Annotated in this window: 19 protein-coding genes and 1 pseudogene; 15 read left to right on the top strand and 5 right to left on the bottom strand. The window is 32.8% G+C overall.

The window, feature by feature from the left end:
* Positions 1-79: 79 nt before the first annotated feature.
* The 5 genes from hpt (at position 80) to V7P59_RS03490 (ending at position 6,071) form a co-directional block, all read left to right on the top strand.
* A complete protein-coding gene (gene hpt, locus V7P59_RS03510; protein WP_333808784.1) occupies positions 80-610 on the top strand; it encodes a hypoxanthine phosphoribosyltransferase in 531 nt (176 codons plus the stop codon).
* A 59-nt stretch (positions 611-669) separates the two neighbouring features.
* Positions 670-1,245, top strand: coding sequence for an adenylate kinase (locus V7P59_RS03505; RefSeq protein ID WP_194095255.1), 576 nt, complete (start codon positions 670-672; stop codon positions 1,243-1,245).
* A 165-nt stretch (positions 1,246-1,410) separates the two neighbouring features.
* Positions 1,411-2,634: a hemolysin family protein gene (locus V7P59_RS03500; RefSeq protein ID WP_442902412.1), complete on the top strand. Its 1,224-nt coding sequence runs from the start codon at positions 1,411-1,413 to the stop codon at positions 2,632-2,634.
* A 100-nt stretch (positions 2,635-2,734) separates the two neighbouring features.
* Positions 2,735-3,745, top strand: coding sequence for a GTPase ObgE (obgE, locus tag V7P59_RS03495; protein ID WP_333808782.1), 1,011 nt, complete (start codon positions 2,735-2,737; stop codon positions 3,743-3,745).
* Between the two features lie 178 nt (positions 3,746-3,923).
* Entirely contained in the window at positions 3,924-6,071 is a 2,148-nt protein-coding gene (locus tag V7P59_RS03490) for a S46 family peptidase (RefSeq protein WP_333808781.1), read from the top strand.
* A gap of 49 nt (positions 6,072-6,120) precedes the next feature.
* On the opposite strand, the gene V7P59_RS03485 is transcribed toward V7P59_RS03490, so the two are convergent.
* Positions 6,121-7,290, bottom strand: coding sequence for a carboxypeptidase-like regulatory domain-containing protein (locus tag V7P59_RS03485; RefSeq protein WP_333808780.1), 1,170 nt, complete (start codon positions 7,288-7,290; stop codon positions 6,121-6,123).
* A 70-nt stretch (positions 7,291-7,360) separates the two neighbouring features.
* Between V7P59_RS03485 and V7P59_RS03480 the strand changes: the two genes are divergently transcribed.
* Entirely contained in the window at positions 7,361-8,050 is a 690-nt protein-coding gene (locus V7P59_RS03480) for a tetratricopeptide repeat protein (RefSeq protein ID WP_333808779.1), read from the top strand.
* Between the two features lie 70 nt (positions 8,051-8,120).
* Positions 8,121-9,476: a UDP-N-acetylmuramate--L-alanine ligase gene (locus V7P59_RS03475; protein ID WP_333808778.1), complete on the top strand. Its 1,356-nt coding sequence runs from the start codon at positions 8,121-8,123 to the stop codon at positions 9,474-9,476.
* Positions 9,477-9,540: 64 nt separating this feature from the next.
* Here the strand turns inward: V7P59_RS03475 and V7P59_RS03470 are convergent, their stop codons facing one another.
* Positions 9,541-10,185, bottom strand: a complete 645-nt coding sequence (locus V7P59_RS03470) for a DUF1287 domain-containing protein (RefSeq protein WP_333808777.1) — start codon at positions 10,183-10,185, stop codon at positions 9,541-9,543.
* A 259-nt stretch (positions 10,186-10,444) separates the two neighbouring features.
* Between V7P59_RS03470 and radC the strand changes: the two genes are divergently transcribed.
* From radC to V7P59_RS03435, 7 genes and pseudogenes are all read left to right on the top strand, one after another.
* Positions 10,445-11,128 (top strand): RadC family protein, encoded by a 684-nt coding sequence (radC, locus tag V7P59_RS03465; protein ID WP_333808776.1) that lies wholly within the window; start codon positions 10,445-10,447, stop codon positions 11,126-11,128.
* Between the two features lie 277 nt (positions 11,129-11,405).
* Positions 11,406-12,065: pseudogene (locus V7P59_RS03460) on the top strand (superoxide dismutase); the annotation flags it as partial.
* 467 nt (positions 12,066-12,532) lie between these two features.
* The gene (locus V7P59_RS03455; protein WP_333808775.1) at positions 12,533-13,162 is read left to right on the top strand and encodes an ABC transporter ATP-binding protein; all 630 of its coding nucleotides are present in this window, start codon (positions 12,533-12,535) and stop codon (positions 13,160-13,162) included.
* The gene (locus tag V7P59_RS03450) at positions 13,159-14,418 is read left to right on the top strand and encodes an ABC transporter permease (RefSeq protein ID WP_333808774.1); all 1,260 of its coding nucleotides are present in this window, start codon (positions 13,159-13,161) and stop codon (positions 14,416-14,418) included. The genes V7P59_RS03455 and V7P59_RS03450 overlap by 4 nt, the downstream gene beginning before the upstream one ends.
* Positions 14,411-14,899, top strand: a complete 489-nt coding sequence (locus V7P59_RS03445; protein WP_333808773.1) for a hypothetical protein — start codon at positions 14,411-14,413, stop codon at positions 14,897-14,899. Before V7P59_RS03450 ends, V7P59_RS03445 begins: the two co-directional genes overlap by 8 nt.
* Positions 14,900-15,148: 249 nt before the next feature.
* Positions 15,149-15,841 (top strand): YjjG family noncanonical pyrimidine nucleotidase, encoded by a 693-nt coding sequence (locus tag V7P59_RS03440; protein WP_333808772.1) that lies wholly within the window; start codon positions 15,149-15,151, stop codon positions 15,839-15,841.
* A gap of 2 nt (positions 15,842-15,843) precedes the next feature.
* A complete protein-coding gene (locus tag V7P59_RS03435) occupies positions 15,844-16,557 on the top strand; it encodes a hypothetical protein (RefSeq protein WP_333808771.1) in 714 nt (237 codons plus the stop codon).
* Between the two features lie 3 nt (positions 16,558-16,560).
* On the opposite strand, the gene V7P59_RS03430 is transcribed toward V7P59_RS03435, so the two are convergent.
* Positions 16,561-17,838 (bottom strand): replication-associated recombination protein A, encoded by a 1,278-nt coding sequence (locus V7P59_RS03430; RefSeq protein WP_333808770.1) that lies wholly within the window; start codon positions 17,836-17,838, stop codon positions 16,561-16,563.
* Positions 17,839-18,080: 242 nt separating this feature from the next.
* Here V7P59_RS03430 and V7P59_RS03425 point away from each other — a divergent pair, with 242 nt between their 5' ends.
* Complete coding sequence (locus V7P59_RS03425; RefSeq protein ID WP_333808769.1) at positions 18,081-18,833, top strand: rhomboid family intramembrane serine protease; 753 nt, start codon at positions 18,081-18,083, stop codon at positions 18,831-18,833.
* A 3-nt stretch (positions 18,834-18,836) separates the two neighbouring features.
* Here V7P59_RS03425 and V7P59_RS03420 read toward each other — a convergent pair whose 3' ends face one another.
* Both V7P59_RS03420 and rlmB read right to left on the bottom strand, forming a co-directional pair.
* Complete coding sequence (locus V7P59_RS03420) at positions 18,837-19,199, bottom strand: hypothetical protein (protein ID WP_333808768.1); 363 nt, start codon at positions 19,197-19,199, stop codon at positions 18,837-18,839.
* Positions 19,200-19,241: 42 nt separating this feature from the next.
* Entirely contained in the window at positions 19,242-19,976 is a 735-nt protein-coding gene (rlmB, locus tag V7P59_RS03415) for a 23S rRNA (guanosine(2251)-2'-O)-methyltransferase RlmB (protein ID WP_333808767.1), read from the bottom strand.
* Positions 19,977-20,071 lie beyond the last annotated feature (95 nt).

Below are 20,071 nucleotides of genomic sequence, written 5' to 3'. Positions count from 1 at the left end.
TTTGCAAAAAAGTTGAAATACTTTATAGCTATTCAGTTGACTTTCTTAAATTTGTTGTTTATTTCTAAATCTAACCAAAGTGATACAACTACACGATAAGAAATTTGAAGTTTTTATCTCGGGAGAGGAAATTAACTTCGCCATTGAAAACATGGTAAAACTAATTGAAGACGATTTTTGTGATGATGTTCCTGTTTTTATTGGTGTATTGAATGGAGCTTTCATGGTCGTGGCTGATTTGTTGAAAAAATACAGTCACAATTGCGAAGTTTCATTCGTAAAAATGGCTTCGTATGAAGGAACGCAAACCACAAACGAAGTAAAAGAGCTAATTGGTTTGAACCAAAGTTTAGAAGGTCGTTCTGTAATTATTGTGGAAGATATTGTAGATACAGGAAATACAATAGAAGAATTAAAAGCCATTATGAAGCAACATAAGGTAAAACATTTCAAAATAGCCACTTTGTTTTTAAAACCTGAAGCTTACAAAAAAGACATTAAGTTAGATTACGTAGGTATTCGAATTCCAAATAAATTTATTGTTGGCTATGGTTTAGACTACGATGGTTTAGGAAGAAATTTGAAAGATGTATATCAATTGTCTGAGTAAAGAAAAATAGAATAAAGAAAATAGAATAAAGACTAAAATTTATAAACACAACAAAAACAATGATTAATATCGTATTATTTGGTAAGCCAGGTGCCGGAAAAGGAACACAAGCCGATTTTTTAAAACACAAATACAATTTAGTACATTTATCTACAGGTGATATTTTTCGATTCAATATGAAGAATGACACTGAATTAGGGAAATTGGCTAAATCTTACATCGATAATGGTGATTTAGTTCCAGATGAAGTAACTATTAATATGTTACAAGATGAAGTAGAGAAAAATCCACAAGCAAAAGGCTTTTTATTTGACGGTTTTCCAAGAACAATTGCGCAAGCAGAAGCTTTAGATAAATTTTTAGCAGGTAAAAATCAAGAAATTACAGCTACAGTTGCCTTAGAGGCTAATGATGAAATTTTAGTACAACGTTTATTGGAACGAGGAAAAACTTCGGGAAGAGCAGACGATCAAGACGAAGAAAAAATTAGAAATCGTTACCAGGAGTATAATGAAAAAACAGCTCCTTTAATGGATTACTACAAAGCGCAACACAAATTTTATGCAGTCGATGGCATTGGAACTATTGAAGAAGTTACCGAAAGATTAAGTTTGGTTTTAGATACATTTCAATAAGAAAATAAGGCCCGAGAGATAAATTTCGGGCTTTCATTTTTTTTTTAGATATTTGCAAACGGAAAAGAGCGATTTCTTGAAACGGAATATTGCTCTTTTTTTGTAATTTTAACTATGGAAATTTTAATTATTCTTTTTCTTATTGTTTTGAATGGCGTTTTTTCAATGTCAGAAATCGCTTTGATTTCGGCTCGTAAAAACCGATTGGAAACGGCAGCAAAAAAAGGAAATAAGAATGCAAAAGTAGCTTTAGATTTAGCCAATTCACCAAACGAATTTTTGTCAACCGTTCAAATCGGAATTACTTTAATTGGAATTTTAACTGGTATTTATTCTGGAGATAAAATTACGACGGATGTTAAAGTGTTTGTTTCAAGTTTTGAATTGTTAAAGCCATATTCACAATCCATATCTGTTGGAATTGTAGTAGTCATTTTAACATTTTTTTCTTTGGTTTTAGGAGAGTTATTACCAAAGAGAATTGGGTTAAATTATCCTGAAGGAATTGCAAAAGCAGTTGCTGTTCCTATGAAATTAGTTTCTACTGTAACAATGCCTTTTATATGGTTATTAACCACTTCAACTGAATTTTTATTGAAAATTTTTCAAATAAAACCAACAGCCGATGGTAAAGTTACAGAAGAAGAAATCAAAGCTATAATCAAAGAAGGGGCAGAGGTAGGAGAAGTTCAAGAAATTGAACAAGATATTGTAGAGCGCGTGTTTCATATTGGAGACAGAAAAGTAAATTCGTTAATGACGCATCGAAAATCGACTATTTATTTGTCATACGAAGATACAATTGAAGAAATCAAAGCAAAAGTTTTAGATGAATTACACTCGGTTTATCCCGTTTGTGAGGACAATTTAGACGATGTAGAAGGAGTGGTTTCTTTAAAAGATTTGTTTGCTAGTTTTGAGCAAGGCAATTTCGATTTAAAGAAAATTACACAAGAACCAGTATATCTTATTGAGCATACTTCTGCTTATAAAGCGTTAGAAAATTTCAAAAAAACAAAAGTGCATTACGCATTAGTTACCGATGAACACGGAGTTTTTCAAGGAATTATCACATTGAATGATATTTTAGAAGCTTTAGTAGGAGATGCAGCAGATTTCTATGAAGATGAGTTTAAATTAGTGGCAAGAGAAGATGGTTCGTGGTTGGTTGACGGACATTATTCTTTGCATGATTTCTTAACTTATTTTGATATGGATGATTTAATTGGTGATTACGAAGTTACGACTGTAAGTGGTTTAATTGTTACCGAATTAGGAGTTATCCCCAAACAAGGACAAAAGTTAATTTGGAACAAACTAGAGTTCGAAGTTATTGATATGGATGGTGTTAAAATTGACAAAGTTTTAATTACCAATTTAAAAGAATAAAAGAAAAGATGACAGAGGATTTGATATTAAGAGGAGAATGTCCAGTGGGCATTCGGTTTAATATAAGTCTTTGTCAAGAATAATTTAAAGAAAAGAAAGAATGACTGAAGGTAATTTTGTAGACTACGTAAAAATATATGTTTCTTCCGGAAAGGGAGGAAAAGGGTCGTCGCATTTACACAGAGAAAAATTTATTGAAAAAGGTGGGCCAGATGGTGGAGATGGTGGTCGCGGTGGACACGTTTATATCAAAGGAAATAAAAATCTTTGGACTTTATTTCATTTAAAATTCTTGAAACACGTTCGTGCGGGTCACGGAGGTGATGGAGGAAGCTCAAGAAGTACCGGACATGATGGAGAAGATAAATACATCGAAGTTCCATTAGGAACGGTTGTAAAAGATCAAGAAACTGGTGATGTTTTGTTTGAAATTACAGAGCATGATGAGGTAAAAATCTTAGCAGAAGGAGGAAAAGGAGGTTTAGGAAACTGGCATTTTAGAAGCGCTACTAATCAAACGCCTCGTTATGCGCAACCAGGTATGCCTGTAAAAGAAGTTGACGTTACTTTAGAATTAAAAGTATTAGCAGATGTAGGTTTAGTAGGTTTTCCAAATGCAGGAAAATCAACTTTACTTTCTGTTTTAACTTCGGCTAAGCCAAAAATTGCTGATTATCCGTTTACGACTTTAAAACCTAATTTAGGAATTGTAGCTTACAGAGATTTTCAATCGTTTGTTATGGCTGATATCCCTGGAATTATTGAAGGTGCTGCAGAAGGAAAAGGATTAGGATATTACTTTTTGCGTCACATTGAACGTAATTCAACTTTGTTGTTTTTAGTGCCTGCTGATGCCGATGATATTAAGAAAGAATATGAAATTCTTTTAGATGAATTACGTCGTTACAATCCGGAAATGTTGGATAAAGATCGCTTAGTTGTAATTTCAAAATGCGATATGTTAGATGATGAATTAAAAGCAGAATTGAAAAAACAATTGGATAAAGAATTAAAAGGAACACCTTATATGTTTATTTCATCTGTTGCTCAACAAGGTTTACAAGAATTGAAAGACAAATTGTGGCAAATGTTGAATGTAGAAACAAAATAAATTCATATAAAAGTAATAAAAAGCATCTTCAATTTGGAGATGCTTTTTTCTTTTAAATCTAGTTTTTATAATAAAAAGTTAAAATTGTTTCAATCCAAACCAATTTTAAAGTGATAATTTTATCTAAATCGTATTTTTAAGTATATTCGCCACACAAATCAAAAGACACATATTTATTATGAAAAAATTATTATTATTTGTCGTTTCAGCTATCATGCTAGTGCCAGCTTCGGTAAAAGCAGACGAGGGAATGTGGTTTTTAATGTTCATTGAACGTTTAAATCACCGCGACATGCAAAAAATGGGCTTACAATTAACAGCCGAAGAAATTTACAGTATAAACAACCACAGTTTAAAAGATGCAATTGTGCAATTTAATGGTGGATGTACTGCAGAATTAATTTCTAAAGATGGATTAGTTTTAACCAATCACCACTGTGGCTATGATGCAATTGCAGAATTGTCTTCAGCAGAAAAAAATTATTTAAAAAATGGTTTTTGGGCAAAAAACAGAGCAGATGAATTGAAACCATCAAGTTTATATGTACGTTTCTTTGTGCGTATGGATGATTGTACAAAAAGAATCTTATCTGTTGTAAATCCAAATATGAGCGAAGCAGATAGAGAAAAAGCTATCAATGCTGAAATCGCTAAAATTGAAAAAGAAAATAACGAAGGTGGAAAATATACGGTTTCTGTTCGTCCGTTTTTCCAAGGAAACGAATATTACTATTTTGTTTACCAAGACTACAAAGATGTTCGTTTAGTGGGAACTCCACCAGAAAGTTTAGGAAAATTTGGTGGTGATACAGACAACTGGGAATGGCCACGCCATACAGCAGATTTCTCTATGTTTAGAGTATATGCTGACGCAAACGGAAATCCAGCAGAGTATTCTCCAAGTAACGTTCCATTAAAACCAAAACATTATTTACCAGTAAACATTGGTGGAGTTAAAGAAAACGACTTCGCTATGATTTTAGGTTATCCTGGAAGAACTAACCGTTGGATGCCAGCAGGTGGAATTGAACAAAATGTGAAATTTGCATATCCAGCTTGGGTTGAAGGTTCTAAAACTGGAATGGATAACATGAAAAAATACATGGTTCAGTCTGATGCTTTAAACCTTGTATATGCTTCAAAATTTGCAGGAGTTGCTAACTACTGGAAAAATCGTCAAGGAATGATAGATGCATTATCAAAATTTGGTACAGCTAAAACAAAAGCAGCTCAAGAAGCAAAATTCCACAAATGGGCTAATCAACCAGCTAACAAAGCAAAATACGGAAATGTGGTTCCTACAATCAATAAATATTATGCTATGACGAATGAGAAATCGCGTCATGACAATTATATGATGCAATTGTTCAGAACTTCAGCTTTTGGAACAGTTAGCAGAGGTTTAGGAAGACAATTAGAAAATTATGCTAAAGCTGATGCTACAAAAAGAGCTCAAATGGCTCCAGCTATCTTAGAAATGGTGGATGAAATGTATAAAGAAATGCACATTCCAGCAGAGAAAGATATCTTAGCAGCTCAGTTGAATTTATATTCCAAAAAAGCGGGTTATAAACTAGCTCCAATGGTTGAGAAATTATCAAAAGAAAACAATGGTGATTTTACAAAATATGTAAATGCTGCTTTTGATTTAAGTATATTTACCTCTAAAGATAAAGTAAAAGCATTTTTAGATTTACCATCTGAAGAATTGCTTAAAAACGATCCACTTTATGTGTTAACTAATGATTTATTTACACATTACAGTTATAGAAGTGAAGATTTAATTAAAGCTCAAAATGATTTTGGTGCATCTTTCCGTTTATTAGTGGAAGGTTTGAGAGAATCTAAAATTGCTTCAATTCAATACCCAGATGCTAATTCAACTTTACGTTTAACATATGGAAAAGTTCGTTCTTTACCAGCAGACAAACGTAATGATGCTTCAATCAATAACTATACTACATTAGCTGGTCAAGTTAAAAAATACAAAAAAGGTGATTTAGAATTCGATTTACCAGAAAGAGTATTACAAATGAACGCTGTAAAAGATTTTGGTCGTTATGCAGATAAAGACGGTTCTTTACATGTAAACTTCTTAACTGACAACGATATTACAGGAGGAAATTCTGGTTCTCCAGTATTAAACGGAAAAGGTGAATTAATCGGTTTAGCATTCGACGGAAACATCGAAGCTATGGCTGGTGACGTAATCTTTGACAAAAAATTACAAAGAACAATCAACGTAGATATTCGTTACGTGTTATGGGTAATTGAGAATTTCTCAGGAGCTAAACACATTGTTGACGAAATGACAATTGTGAAGTAATTTCTAAATACAATAAAATTAAAACGACTTGAGAAATCAAGTCGTTTTTTTATGGTTGATAGTCAAAAGGTAGCATGTCGCCTACTTTTTTCCAACCCATATAACCATAAAAGAATAAGTTAGCTGGGTTGTAATAATTTCCATCAGCAAAATATTCAACCGGTTCATCTTCATTTTTTAATTGAGATACTTGAAAAGTGCTTTCGCTTTTTGGGCTATATATTAAATATTTTTCATCTGGAGCTGCTTTAATATAAGTAACATAAAGGTAATTGTCAAATTTTATTAATTTCTTTTCATTTTCTTCAATTGTGAATTTTGAAATTGGCAAAAGAGTAGTTTCTAATTTATTGATTTCTTTTTGAGGTAATTTTCGAATTAGTGAATAATCATTCGTTTGTTTTACTTCGGTTAATATTTTTTCTAATTCAGTATCACTGGGATAATCAGGATTTGGTGTTTTTATTAATTGTCTTACATTAAAACCTTCTTCCGTTAGATTTTGGTTATATAAAGCTCTAATAAAATGCATAGGTGAACCTAAATAAGCTTCCAATCTTTTTTTCTGAATCTTTTTTTGATTTAATTTTTCTTCTTTTGTGATGTCTTTAAAAAAAGGGTATCCTAAGTAGAAAGTGTAAATTTGACTATGACCAATTACAATATGATTGAATTGAATTAATTCATAGCTAATAATGTAACCAGTAGTTTTATTTTTAATTTGTAATGGTTTATTTGCATTAGCAGTAAGTTTGTATTTTCCGGGTGTTTCTTCTTCATTTAGAATTAGATCTTCGGGATTTAAAATTTCAGCATTAATGGCTATTTCACTGTTTCCAATAAAATTAGTTTTGAAAACTTGAAACATTTTTTCCCAATTCTTATCCCGTTTTTGTTTGATAACAATCACTTCATTTAGCTCATTTTTTATCTCTCTTAAATAGATTGTTTTATTGAGATTTTTTCCATCAGATAAATCAATGTTAGTTTTAATAGTGGTATAACCGATAAAACTTACTACAATTTCTTTTGAAGTTATTGGAAGTACTAAACTAAACTTTCCTTCCAAATCGCTGTAAGTTCCACGAGTTGAATTTGGGACATAGATAGATGCTCCTTGCAAAACTTCTTTAGTGGCAGCATCTTTTATGACGCCTTCAAATAGTACTTGAGAGAAGCAGGGTAAAGAAAATAACAATAGTAAAAAATATTTCATCATTTATTAAAAAATCGAATATAAATCATTTTGTAAGTAAAATTAACTAAAATCATTTCACTATTTTTGAAAAATGAAAATTATCCAATTGTTTTTCCTATTTTTTTCGTTTTCAGTCTTTTCGCAATCCACTTATGAAAAGGCTGAGAATTTGTATGCGCAAAAAAAATACAACGAGGCAGAAAAACTATTTTCAGAGTTTTTAAAATCACAACCGAATCACACCAAAACCATTGAATATCTTGGCGATATTGCTGGACATCAAAAAGATTGGGATGTGGCGATTACCAACTATAAAAGACTAAAAATTAGTCATCCTAAAAATGCTAATTATTGGTATAAATATGGTGGTGCACTGGGAATGAAAGCTAAAGAATCGAACAAATTCAAGGCTTTAGGAATGATTGATGAAGTGGAAGAATCTTTTTTAACTGCAGCAAAATTAGATGTAAAACATATCGATACACGTTGGGCATTAGTGATGTTATATATCGAATTGCCAGGAATCATTGGTGGAAGCGAAAAAAAAGCCCAAAAATATGCCGATGAATTGATGGCTCTGTCAAAGGTAGATGGTTATTTGGCAAAAGGGTATATCGATGTATATTTCAGTCGCTATGCAAAAGCCGAAATCCATTATAAAAAAGCACACGAAATTGGCAATTCAAAAACTACTTTCGAAAAATTATATGACTTATATTTGAATAAGTTAAAAGATAAAGCGAAAGCCAATAAGTTAAAAGAACAATTTGAAAACAAATAGTGTAATTGTTAAAATGTTGAATCGTTTAATCGATTTAACAAATTAACAGTTTAACAATTCAACATAAAAAATGAGAACACATTTCATAGCCATCGGTGGCGCAGCCATGCACAATTTAGCATTAGCCTTGCACAACAAAGGATATCACGTAACAGGTAGCGATGACGCTATTTTCGAACCATCCAAATCACGTTTAGAGAGAAAAGGTTTGTTGCCAGCTGAGGAAGGTTGGTTTCCAGAAAAAATAACAACCGATATCGAAGCGATTATTTTAGGAATGCACGCAAAAGCGGATAATCCAGAATTGTTGAAAGCACAAGAGTTAGGCTTGAAAATTTATTCGTATCCCGAATTTTTATACGAACAATCAAAAAATAAAACCCGAGTAGTAATCGGAGGTTCGCACGGAAAAACCACAATTACTTCGATGATTTTACACGTAATGCATTATCACAATATCGAAGTGGATTATATGGTGGGAGCTCAATTAGAAGGTTTCGATACGATGGTGCATTTAACCGAAGATAACGATTTTATTGTGTTAGAAGGCGATGAATATTTGACTTCTCCAATCGATTTGCGACCAAAATTCCATTTGTACCAACCCAATATTGCGTTGTTATCAGGAATTGCTTGGGATCATATCAACGTATTTCCAACGTTTGATAATTATGTAGAACAATTTAGAATTTTTGCTAACCAAATTACGCGTGGTGGCATTTTAGTCTATAACGAAGAAGACGAAGCTGTAAAAGCAGTAGCCGAAGGAACCGAAAATCCAATCCGAAAAATTGCGTATCAAACACCAAGCTATTCAGTTGAAAATGGAACAACTTTATTAGATACGCCAGAAGGTCCAATGCCAATTGAAGTTTTTGGAGCGCATAATTTAAGTAATTTAGCTGGTGCGAAATGGATTTGCCAATGTATGGGCGTTGACGAAGCTGAATTTTACGAAGCCATCGCTAGTTTCAAAGGTGCTTCAAAACGATTAGAAAAAATTGCTGAAAGTGCTAATAAAGTAGCTTACAAAGATTTTGCGCATTCCCCAAGTAAAGTTTCAGCTACTACTAAAGCCGTTAAAGCACAATATCCAGATAGAAAATTAATCGCTTGTTTAGAATTGCACACTTACAGCAGTTTAAATGCCGAATTCTTAAAAGAATACCAAGGCGCTTTAGACGCAGCCGATGTTGCTGTTGTTTTCTATTCGCCCGATGCCGTAAAAATCAAACGTTTGGAAGAAGTAACTTATGACCAAATCGCACAATCGTTCCAAAGAGAAGATTTGATTATTTATACCAATCCAGCCGAATTCAAAGACTTTTTATTCAGCCAAAATTTAGATAATTCTGCTTTATTACTAATGAGCTCAGGAAATTACGGTGGATTGAATTTTGATGAAGTGAAAGATTTAATCAATTAGTCAATATGCCAATTGGTCAATGTGTCAATTTTACTACAGATTTAATTGGCACATTGAAAATTGTCTAATTGCCATATTTATAATGCCCCACAATTTTCCAACTCAATAAACAATCTTCTAAAACTTGTCCGCTTCCTACGTTATGCACAATCATTGGGTTGCCATTTTTTGATTTGATATGCGTTACAATACCAATGTGTGGAATAGCATCGCCCGCTAAAAGCCAAGTTACTAAATCGCCTGTTTTGTAATCTTTAGGATTTTGTGTAATCGGTAAAGTTGTTCCTTTTCGAGCAAAGAAAACTTCTAAATTTGGAACTCTTCTGTGGTCGATGTTTTTATCTGTAGTTTTCAAACCCCATTTTTCTAAATTAGGATACAAAGAAAAGTTCACTTTCATATCTTCATGAACTTCTTTTTGCAAATCAATTCCTAATTTTCGATACGCACGAATCACCACATCCGTACAAACGCCCGTTTTCGCAGGAACATCACCATTAGGATATTTTATCGCAACATAAGCCGGTGTATAAACCACTTCGGGATCAATTATCGAAAGCGCTGCGTTAGATAGTTTTTCGTAAAAATCAGTTGGATTTTCTATGGGTTGAGTTGTTGGTTTTGATTCAGATACGTTTTCTGCAATAGTTTCAGATTTCCTACATCCAAATGAGAAGCAGATTAGAAGTAAGGGAATAATTAGTTTCATGTTTTGTGTTTTATTATTTCAAACGCAATTTTTGAGTCATTTATTTTGAAGGTTTTTGAAACCACATAGAAACATAGAAAAATAAGAATTTCATAGTCAATAAATTGATTCACGTAGCTTCTTTGTGACCTATCTAAAATAAAATGCCTAATTAAATGAAAAGTAAACCTATGTTTCTATGTGGTAAAACTTTAGATTTTTTTCATTTTTTAGATTTTTTCAATTATTTTTGTTCTTATAAACGCCAAAATAAATACTCATGTACACGCCAATCAATCAATGGGCTGAAGACGATCGCCCACGTGAAAAATTTCTTCTTAAAGGTAAATCTACCTTATCTGATTCCGAATTACTTGCTATTTTAATTGGTTCCGGTTCTCGAAATGAGAGTGCGGTACAATTGTGCCAACGCATCTTAGCTTCTTCCGAAAATAATCTGAATACGTTAGGAAAAATGTCGGTTTCCCAACTCATGCAATTCAAAGGAATTGGAGAAGCTAAAGCCATTTCAATCGCCGCTGCATTAGAATTAGGAAGAAGACGCAGAGCAGAAGAAGCCATTGAACTCAAAAAAATCACATCCAGTAAAGCCGTTTTCGATATCATGCAACCCATTATTGGTGAGTTGCCTCACGAGGAATTTTGGGTGTTGTATCTCAATAATTCGAATAAAGTCATCTACAAAGCTCAACTTTCCAAAGGAGGAATCACAGGAACAGTTGTAGATATTCGAATTATCTTCAAAATGGCATTCGAACAAAATGCAACAGGTTTAATTCTTTCGCACAATCATCCTTCAGGAAAATTAATTGCCAGTGAAGCCGATTTAAAAATCACCAAACGAATCAAAGAAGCAGGACAAACATTAGAAATCCAAGTCTTAGATCATCTTATTATAACCGAAAACGGCTATTTGAGTTTTCAAGATGAAGGGATTTTTTGATTTTTTAAAACACATAGGCACATAGTTTTTCATTGAATAGTGTTTACACAGAGATTCACTGAGTTTTTTTGAATAACTTTATGTTGAAAGAGATCCACAGAGACGCTTTGCTTTTTTGGAACACAGATTGAAGAAATTCTAAAAATTAATTTCATTGTGAACTTTGCAAAAAATCTCAGCGCTTTTTGCGTTTAAAACCAATAATTATGTAAATTTTAAGAATTCTTAATTTTTTATCTAATCGATAAGCCTTATTTTTATCAAAAATTAAAATATCATGAAAAACATAAAACTTTTAGTTGCAACACTTTTAGTAACAATAACTGCTTCCGCTCAGTTTACACAAAAAGCATTGCCTTATGCATATAATGCTTTGGAGCCATTTGTAGATGCACAAACTATGGAAATTCATTACAGCAAACATCATGCGGCTTATGTTAAAAATTTAAATACTGCTTTAGCAGGAACAGCTGATGAAAAATTAAGCTTAAACGAAATTTTTGCTAAGATTTCTATAATGCCAGCAGCAGTTCGTAATAACGGTGGCGGACATTATAATCACGAATTATTTTGGTCGGTTTTAACACCAGAGAAAAACACTAAAATGTCGGCTGATTTAGAAAAAGCTATTAATGAAACTTTTGGAAGTTTAGATGTTTTAAAAGAAAAATTAAATGCTGCTGGAGCAAGTCGTTTTGGTTCAGGTTGGGCTTGGTTGGTGGTTACTAAAGAAGGAAAATTAGTAGTAACTTCAACTCCAAATCAAGACAATCCATTAATGGATATTGCAGAAGTAAAAGGAACTCCAATCTTCGGAATCGACGTTTGGGAACACGCTTATTATTTAAAATATCAAAACAAAAGAGGCGATTATTTATCTGCTTTATGGAATGTAGTTAACTGGACAGAAGTAAGCAAAAGATACAAAGCAGCGATGCCAAAACCAGATACATTTGCTTCTTGGCCAGAAATCAAAACCTTTCACAAAGTGATGTCGCAAACTTTCCATCCAAGTGAAGAAGGAAATTTACAGCCTATAAAAGAAAGAAGTGCTGAAATGGCTGAAAAAGCAAATGCTTTAAAAATGGCTAAAATTCCAGCTCAATTCAATAAGAAAGAAATTGTGGCTGCCGTTAATAAATTAGCAAAAGACAGTAAAGCGTTGGATAAATTAGTAAAATCAAAAGCTTCTGATGAAAAAATTACTAAAGCTTTAAACGGTTTACACGATACTTTTCATACGATTGTGGGATTGTGTACGCATGATGAAGAATAATATTTAAGATTAAAATATAAATGCCTTGTGATTATAATTCATCACAAGGTTTTTTATTAAAATTTATTTAAGAAATTTTTCTATCCAATTTCTTATCTTGCAACACTAAAATTAATGTTCGTTGAACTATGATTAACACCAAAAACATCACTTTTTCCTACTCAAAAGACCAACTCTTTCACATGCCCGATTTGTATTGTGAAGCGGGAAGTACTCTATTGATTACAGGTGATTCTGGAAAAGGAAAAACTACGTATTTACATATTTTAGCAGGTTTGTTAAAACCAAAAACAGGTGAAATCGAAATCGATAAAACCAATATTGTTTCACTTTCTGAAAAAGCAACCGATAAATTTCGTGGAAAGCATATTGGTGTGGTTTTCCAAAAATCGCACTTTATTGGCGCACTGACAGTTTTGGAAAATTTGGAAATGGCAAGTTGGTTAGCAACAGGTAAAAAGCATACCAAACGAGCAAAGAAACTTTTAGAGCAATTGGGAATTGAAAACCAAGCGTCTAAATTGCCTTCGCAGTTAAGTATTGGTCAACAACAACGCGTTTCGATTGCACGAGCGTTAATGAACGAACCAAAAGTGTTATTGGCAGACGAACCCACATCAAGTTTAGATGACAAAAATGCGGAGAAAGTAATTGAATTGTTAACTTCTTTGTCAAAAGAATACAAAGCTGCTTTGCTAATCGTTACGCATGATAACCGAATTAAAGAAAGATTTATCAATAAAATTACCTTGATATGATAGCAAAATTAGCATGGAAAAATATATGGTTCAAGCCATTAAATACCATCTTGAGCGTTATTTTGCTAACCTCAAGTGTCGCAATTATTACCACTTTGGTTTTGGTCGAAAAACAATTTGAAGAAAAATTTTCAAACAATATTGATGGAGTTGATTTGGTAATGGGCGCTCAAGGAAGTCCGTTACAATTGATTTTATCAGCGGTTTACCAAGTGGATGCTCCAACAGGAAATATTAGTTATGATTCGGCAAAAGTTTGGATGCAACATCCGTTTGTTCAAAAAGCGATTCCGTTAGCGTTTGGAGATAATTATCGCGGTTATAAAATCTTAGGAACAACGCCCGATTATTTAGATAAATATGGAGCTGAGATTTCAGAAGGAAAACTTTTCGAAAAGAATTTCGAAGTCGTAATCGGAAGTGATATCGCTCAAAAATTAAATTTAAAAATAGGAGATGAGTTCTTCGGTTCACACGGTGATGCAGCTGAAGGCGAAGTTCATGAACATTATGCCTATAAAGTTGTCGGAATTGCAAAACCAACAGGAAAAGTTGTAGACAATTTAATTCTATGTACGATTCCAAGTGTTTGGCAAATGCATGGTGGACATGAAGAAGCCGAAAATCCTGCACATGGCGAAGAAGGTCACGTTCATGTAGAAGGCGAAGAACATCACGAGGAAGCTGATTTGACTTTAGATGAGCCCGGAATGGAAATAACAGCGGTTTTACTAAAATTCCGAAATAAAATGGGAATCGTAACTTGGCCTAGAATCATCGCTCAAAATACCAAAATGCAAGTCGCTTCACCAGCTATCGAAGTAAATCGTTTGTTTTCTTTATTCGGAATTGGAATTTCAGCATTGCAATATTTGGCATACGGAATCATGTTGATTTCAGGAATTTCAATCTTCATAGCGTTATACAATACCTTGAAAGAACGTGAAAATGAGTTTGCCTTAATGCGTGTCAACGGTGCCAAAAGATTACAGCTTTTAAAAGTCGTAATGATTGAAAGTTTGCTTTTATGTATTGTGGGATTTATCTTTGGTACGATTTTGGGAAGAGTAGGATTAAGTATGTTGTCCAACTCAGCCGAAGAAGATTTCAAAATGAGTTTCAATCCATACGAATTTATTTGGGAAAAAGAAGGAACCTTATTTTTACTAACTATATTTGTGGGCTTTATTGCAGCATTGATTCCTGCCGTGAAAGCATATAATTTAAATATTTCAAAAACATTAGCAAATGCGTAATTATATTAAATTAAGTTTGGCTTTAGTTGTTTTTATTTCGATGATGAGTTTTTCAAATCGTTCAACTTCAGTTGTAAAAACCACCAATAAAACAACAATAGCATCTGATACTATAACTTGGAAAATGTTAGGCGACATAAAATATGTTCGCAAAAAACACGCTACTTATGGAGAAGTGGAGTTTCCTCAAGTAAACATGCAATTAAAAATGATGCAAAAGAAAACCGTTTATATGAGTGGATTCATTGTGCCAATCGACAATAAGAGTTATGCTTTGAGTAAAAACGTTTTTGCTGCTTGTTTCTTCTGTGGAAAATCAGGTCCAGAAACTATTGCAGGTATTAAATTTAAAGGAGCAACCCCAAAATTAAAAACCGATACTTACGTAACCTTAAAAGGAACGTTTAGATATAACGAAACCGATGTTGAAGATTGGATTTATCATATCGAAAACGCCGAAATTGTAGCGCAAAGTAAATAATTAGAAGCCCAATCGTTTGGGCTTTTTTAATGATTCGTCATCCTGAGCTTTGTCTAAGGACCGCTGTGCGCTATACAAGGTGTCGCTCCCATCGGGGCTAAAACAATCTAAGTCTAAGAAATCAGTAGCTAAAAGATAATTTTCTATATTAGCTATTTCAAGTAAAACGTCCGAAGCTTCGATGCGATATTTCGGATTAAAACCAGCACAATCTCAAACTATTGTGTCTAAGTGTTTTAAAAATAAAAAATGAAATCATTCCAATATAAAAAACATCTCTTTTTCGATTTAGATCATACCCTTTGGGATTTCGATAAAAATTCAGGATTTGCGTTTGATACCATTTTCAAACAACAAGGTTTTGATATTGCCTTGTCTGATTTTTTAAATATTTACATTCCAAGAAACCAACATTATTGGAAGTTGTATCAAGTAAATCAAATCACTCATGATGATTTGCGTTATTATCGTTTAAAAGACGTTTTCGATGCATTACAATTTGAAGTTTCCGATGAAATGATTCATCATTTATCCGAACAATACATCAAATATTTACCTGAATACAATCATCTTTTTGATGGAGCAATTGAATTACTAGATTATCTAAAGCCAAAATATCAATTGCATATTATCACTAACGGATTTGCCTCGGTTCAAACCAAAAAAATGAAAAATTCCAATATTGATCATTATTTTGAAACGATTACCAATTCCGAAATGGCTGGAGTTAAAAAACCACATAAAAACATATTCGATTTTGCCTTATCTTTGGCAAACGCTTCAAAAGAAGAAAGCCTGATGATAGGTGATAGTTATGAAGCCGACATCATTGGAGCACAAGAAGCAGGAATAGACGCTATCTTTTTCAATGAGCAAAATATTGAAGTGGATAATCCTGTTTTTCAGGTCAAACATTTATTAGAATTAAAAAATATATTATAGTTATGAAGAAATCAGTTTTGTTAGTGTTACTTCTTGTGTTTTCATTTTCATTTGCTCAAGAAAATTACAAGTATGTTATTTTGCCTAAAAAATTTAGTTTTTTTAAGGAAGAGAATAAATATAATTTGAATACGATTACAAAAGCGTTCTTTGAAAGTAATGGTTTTGAAGTGTATTTTGATACCGATTCATTCCCTAAAGAATTAGCTGAAAATCGTTGTTTAGCATTATACGTAAATGCAATTGAAAACAATACTATTTTTGTTACTAAGATAAATATCGAAGTTAAAGATTGTTATAACAAATCAGTTGTATTAAGTGATATTGGAACAAGTAGAGAAAAAGAATATCAAAAAGCATATACCGAAGCGTTTAGAAATGCACTAACTGCTTTAAAAGGGCAATTAAATATTAAAAGAACTTCGGCTCAGCCTGCCGTTATGATAAATGATATTGTTGCTACAACTCCAACTTCAAAACCAAATACGATAATTGATGTCTCTCAACTTCGTGCCGTTGCCACAGAAACAGGTTATAATTTAGTGAATCATACAAATAATATAGTTGTAATCTTACATAGTACTTCCTTAGAAAACGTTTTTATAGCTTCTAAAGATATTTTTAAAGGAGTTTTAATTAAAAAAAATACGGGTTGGTTTTTTGAATATGATTTTGAAAATAAAGTGTATTCAGAAAAAATAGAGGTTAAGTTTTAATTCTTAGTACCCATACTTATCCTTCCAACGATTTTTTAAAAACTGGCGTAATTCTTTTTCACGAGCATTTTCTCCTGGTTCAAAGAATTTAGTTTCCGAAATTTCAGTTGGTAAAAACTCTTGTTCAGCAAAGTTGTTAGGGAAATCGTGTGAATATTTGTATTCTTCTCCGTAACCCAATTCTTTCATTAATTTGGTTGGCGCATTTCGCAAATGAATTGGAACGGGTAAGTCTCCAGTTTGTTTTACCATTTGTTGCGCTTTTCCAATAGCCATATAACTGGCATTGCTTTTCGCTGAAGTTGCCAAATATATCGCACATTGACTCAAAATAATACGGCTTTCTGGATAACCAATGGTTGTTACCGCTTGAAACGTATTATTTGCCATAATTAAAGCGGTTGGATTTGCATTTCCGATATCTTCACTAGCTAAAATCAACATTCTTCTGGCGATAAATTTTACATCTTCGCCACCTTCAATCATTCGAGCTAACCAATACACTGCGCCATTTGGGTCACTACCACGAATCGATTTGATGAAAGCGGAAACAATATCATAATGTTGTTCGCCTGTTTTGTCATACAAGACGGTGTTTTTTTGCACCAATTGCATTACTTTCTCGTTCGTAATTTCGATAGAATCACTTTCTGTGGCATTAATTACCAATTCGAAAATATTCAATAATTTTCGTCCATCACCACCTGAAAGTCTTAATAATGCTTCGGTTTCTTTTAATTGAATATCTTTATTTTGAAGCTGAAGATCAGTTTTCATCGCACGATGTAATAAGGCTTCCAAATCATCTTTAGTAAATGCATTTAATACATATACCTGACATCTTGACAATAAAGCGGGAATGACTTCAAAACTCGGGTTTTCGGTAGTAGCACCAATCAAAGTAACCCAACCTTTTTCCACAGCAGCCAACAAAGAATCTTGTTGCGATTTTGAAAAACGATGAATCTCATCAATAAATAAAATCGGATTTTTTGCGGTGAATAAACCACTACTTTGTTTCGCTTTTTCAATTACTTCACGAATGTCTTTAACCCCTGAATGTATCGCACTCAGTTGGTAAAATGGACGCTTGCTTTCTTGCGCCATGATTTGCGCCAAGGTAGTTTTTCCAGTTCCCGGTGGTCCCCATAAAATCAAACTTGGAATTAAACCTTTGGCAATTTGTTGTGTTAACGAGCCTTCAGGTCCAACTAGATGCAATTGGCTGATATAATCCGATAATTGTTGCGGGCGAATGCGTTCGGCTAATGGTTGATTCATGACGTAAAATTACAAAAATATGCGATTCTTTTTTAGATTTTTACCACATAGAAACATAGGTTCTAAAATTATTAATTAAAGGCATTTCATTAATTTAAAATTATATAGATTTTGCTTTGTGAACTATGTCAAGTGTAACGCCTTTTTAACCCAAAGTCAAACTTATGTGTCTATGTGTTTCAAATAAGTCTGCCATAATTTCATAATTATCTTTTTGGCTTTATCTTTGAATTCAAATCACTATGGAAAAACAGCAAGATAATCCTTTTCAATTTACAAAAACGGTCATTTTATTGCCATTGTTTTTTGTATTGACTTTATGGTCGGTATTTTGGTACGAAATGCATTTTCATAACAGTCTATCACATTTTGGAATTTATCCAAGAGAATTTTTTGGATTAAAAGGAATTTTATTTAGTCCATTTTTACATGGCGATATTGAGCATTTGGCAAACAATTCAGTTGCTTTATTAGTTTTGTTGCCAATATTGAGGTATTTCTACAAAGAGCAATCGTTTGTCGTTTTGTTTTTAGGAATTCTCTTTTCAGGATTAGGAACATGGTTGTTAGGAAGACCAAGTTATCACATTGGTGCCAGTGGATTAATCTATGCTTTAGTAAGTTTTATATTCTTTAAAGGTATTTTTACCAAATATTACCGATTAGTAGCTTTATCATTCACCATCGTAATTTTATATGGCGGAAGTGTTTGGTACATGTTTCCCAATGTAAAAGAAGGCATTTCTTGGGAAGGCCATTTAGCAGGATTTTTAGTTGGATTAGCTTTAGCTTTAGTCTTAAAAACACCTCAATTTTCAAAACCGATTTTCTACGAATGGGAAAAACCTGATTTCAATCCAGAACTCGATCCTTTTATGAAAAACTTTGACGAAAAAGGAAATTTTAATCCGCCACCAAAACCAGAGGAAGTCATTAGAGAATATTTTAATTCTTCAATGAAAGTGGTGTATGAGTTTTTGGGTGGGAAGAAGTAGTTTTTATGGGATAGATTTGTAAAGTATAATTCTTTTACTACTTCTGTTTATTGATAAATATTTAAAAACGATTTTCTTATCAGAAATCTTGATGATTTTTAAAATAGAAGTTTCGTTCTTTTCGTCATCATAAGTTAACGTGATTAAATTATCTGAAAAAATAAATTTGCCTGTCAAAACTATAGCGACATCTAGTTTGATTTCTTCAATAAAACTTCCGTCCTTATTAAAAGTATAGCATCTTTGTAAAGTATTTGGGATTTCATTTTGTTCCGTTAGATTAGAACAGAATTTTCCAATCAAATCATCTTGACTATATGATAAAATTGAAAAAAGAAATATTAAACTAAAGAATATTGTTCTCATAAGTATTATTTTGAATACTGAACACTGTGACTGAATACTTAACTACATTCTCTGTCTCAAAGCCTCATACAAAAAAGCACCACAAGCTACCGAAACATTCAATGATTCAATAGTTCCAAACATAGGTAATTTTGCTTTTTCATCTACAATTTTTAATACAGAAGGATTCACACCTCTGTCTTCGCTACCCATAATAATGGCAACGCCTTCGTTGAAGTTAATGTCGTAAATGTTTTGCTCTGTTTTTTCAGTTGCTGCAACGGTTTTGATTCCGCTTCCTTGCAAATAGAAAATGGCATCTTTAATGTGATCTACTTTACAAATTGGTACATTAAAAACGGCACCAGCAGAAGTTTTAACTGTATCACCATTCACAGGAGCTGAACCTTGTTTTTGGATAATAATTCCATCAACACCAGTACATTCTGCAGTTCTGATGATAGCGCCAAAGTTACGTGCATCAGACAATTGATCTAAAATTAGGAATAAAGGTTTTTTACCACTTTCAATAACGCTTTCAACCATAGTTTCCAATGCAACAAAAGAAATAGGAGCAATGGTAGCCACTGCACCTTGGTGATTGTTTGGAGTCAATCGGTTTAGTTTTTCAACAGGAACGTAGGAAAAGTTGATGTTGTTTCTTTTCATCGTTTTCATCAAATCTTGCATCAAGTCGCCTTGCGCATCTTTTTGAATGAAAACTTTATCAATTTCTTTTTTTGCGTTAATTGCTTCAATTATCGCCCTAATCCCGAATATTTGGTTGTCTTTTTCCATGGGGCAAAAATAGTCATTTTTAATTAGAAACTCTAATGGTTTTAATATCTAAAAATATAATAACCTTTTAAATTCCCCCTTCGGGGGTTAGGGGC

Source organism: Flavobacterium sp. (genome assembly GCF_036782315.1).
Taxonomy (GTDB): Bacteria; Bacteroidota; Bacteroidia; order Flavobacteriales; family Flavobacteriaceae; genus Flavobacterium.
The sequence above is the reverse complement of the archived record's forward strand: the minus strand, read 5'-3'. Positions and strand labels throughout refer to the sequence as shown.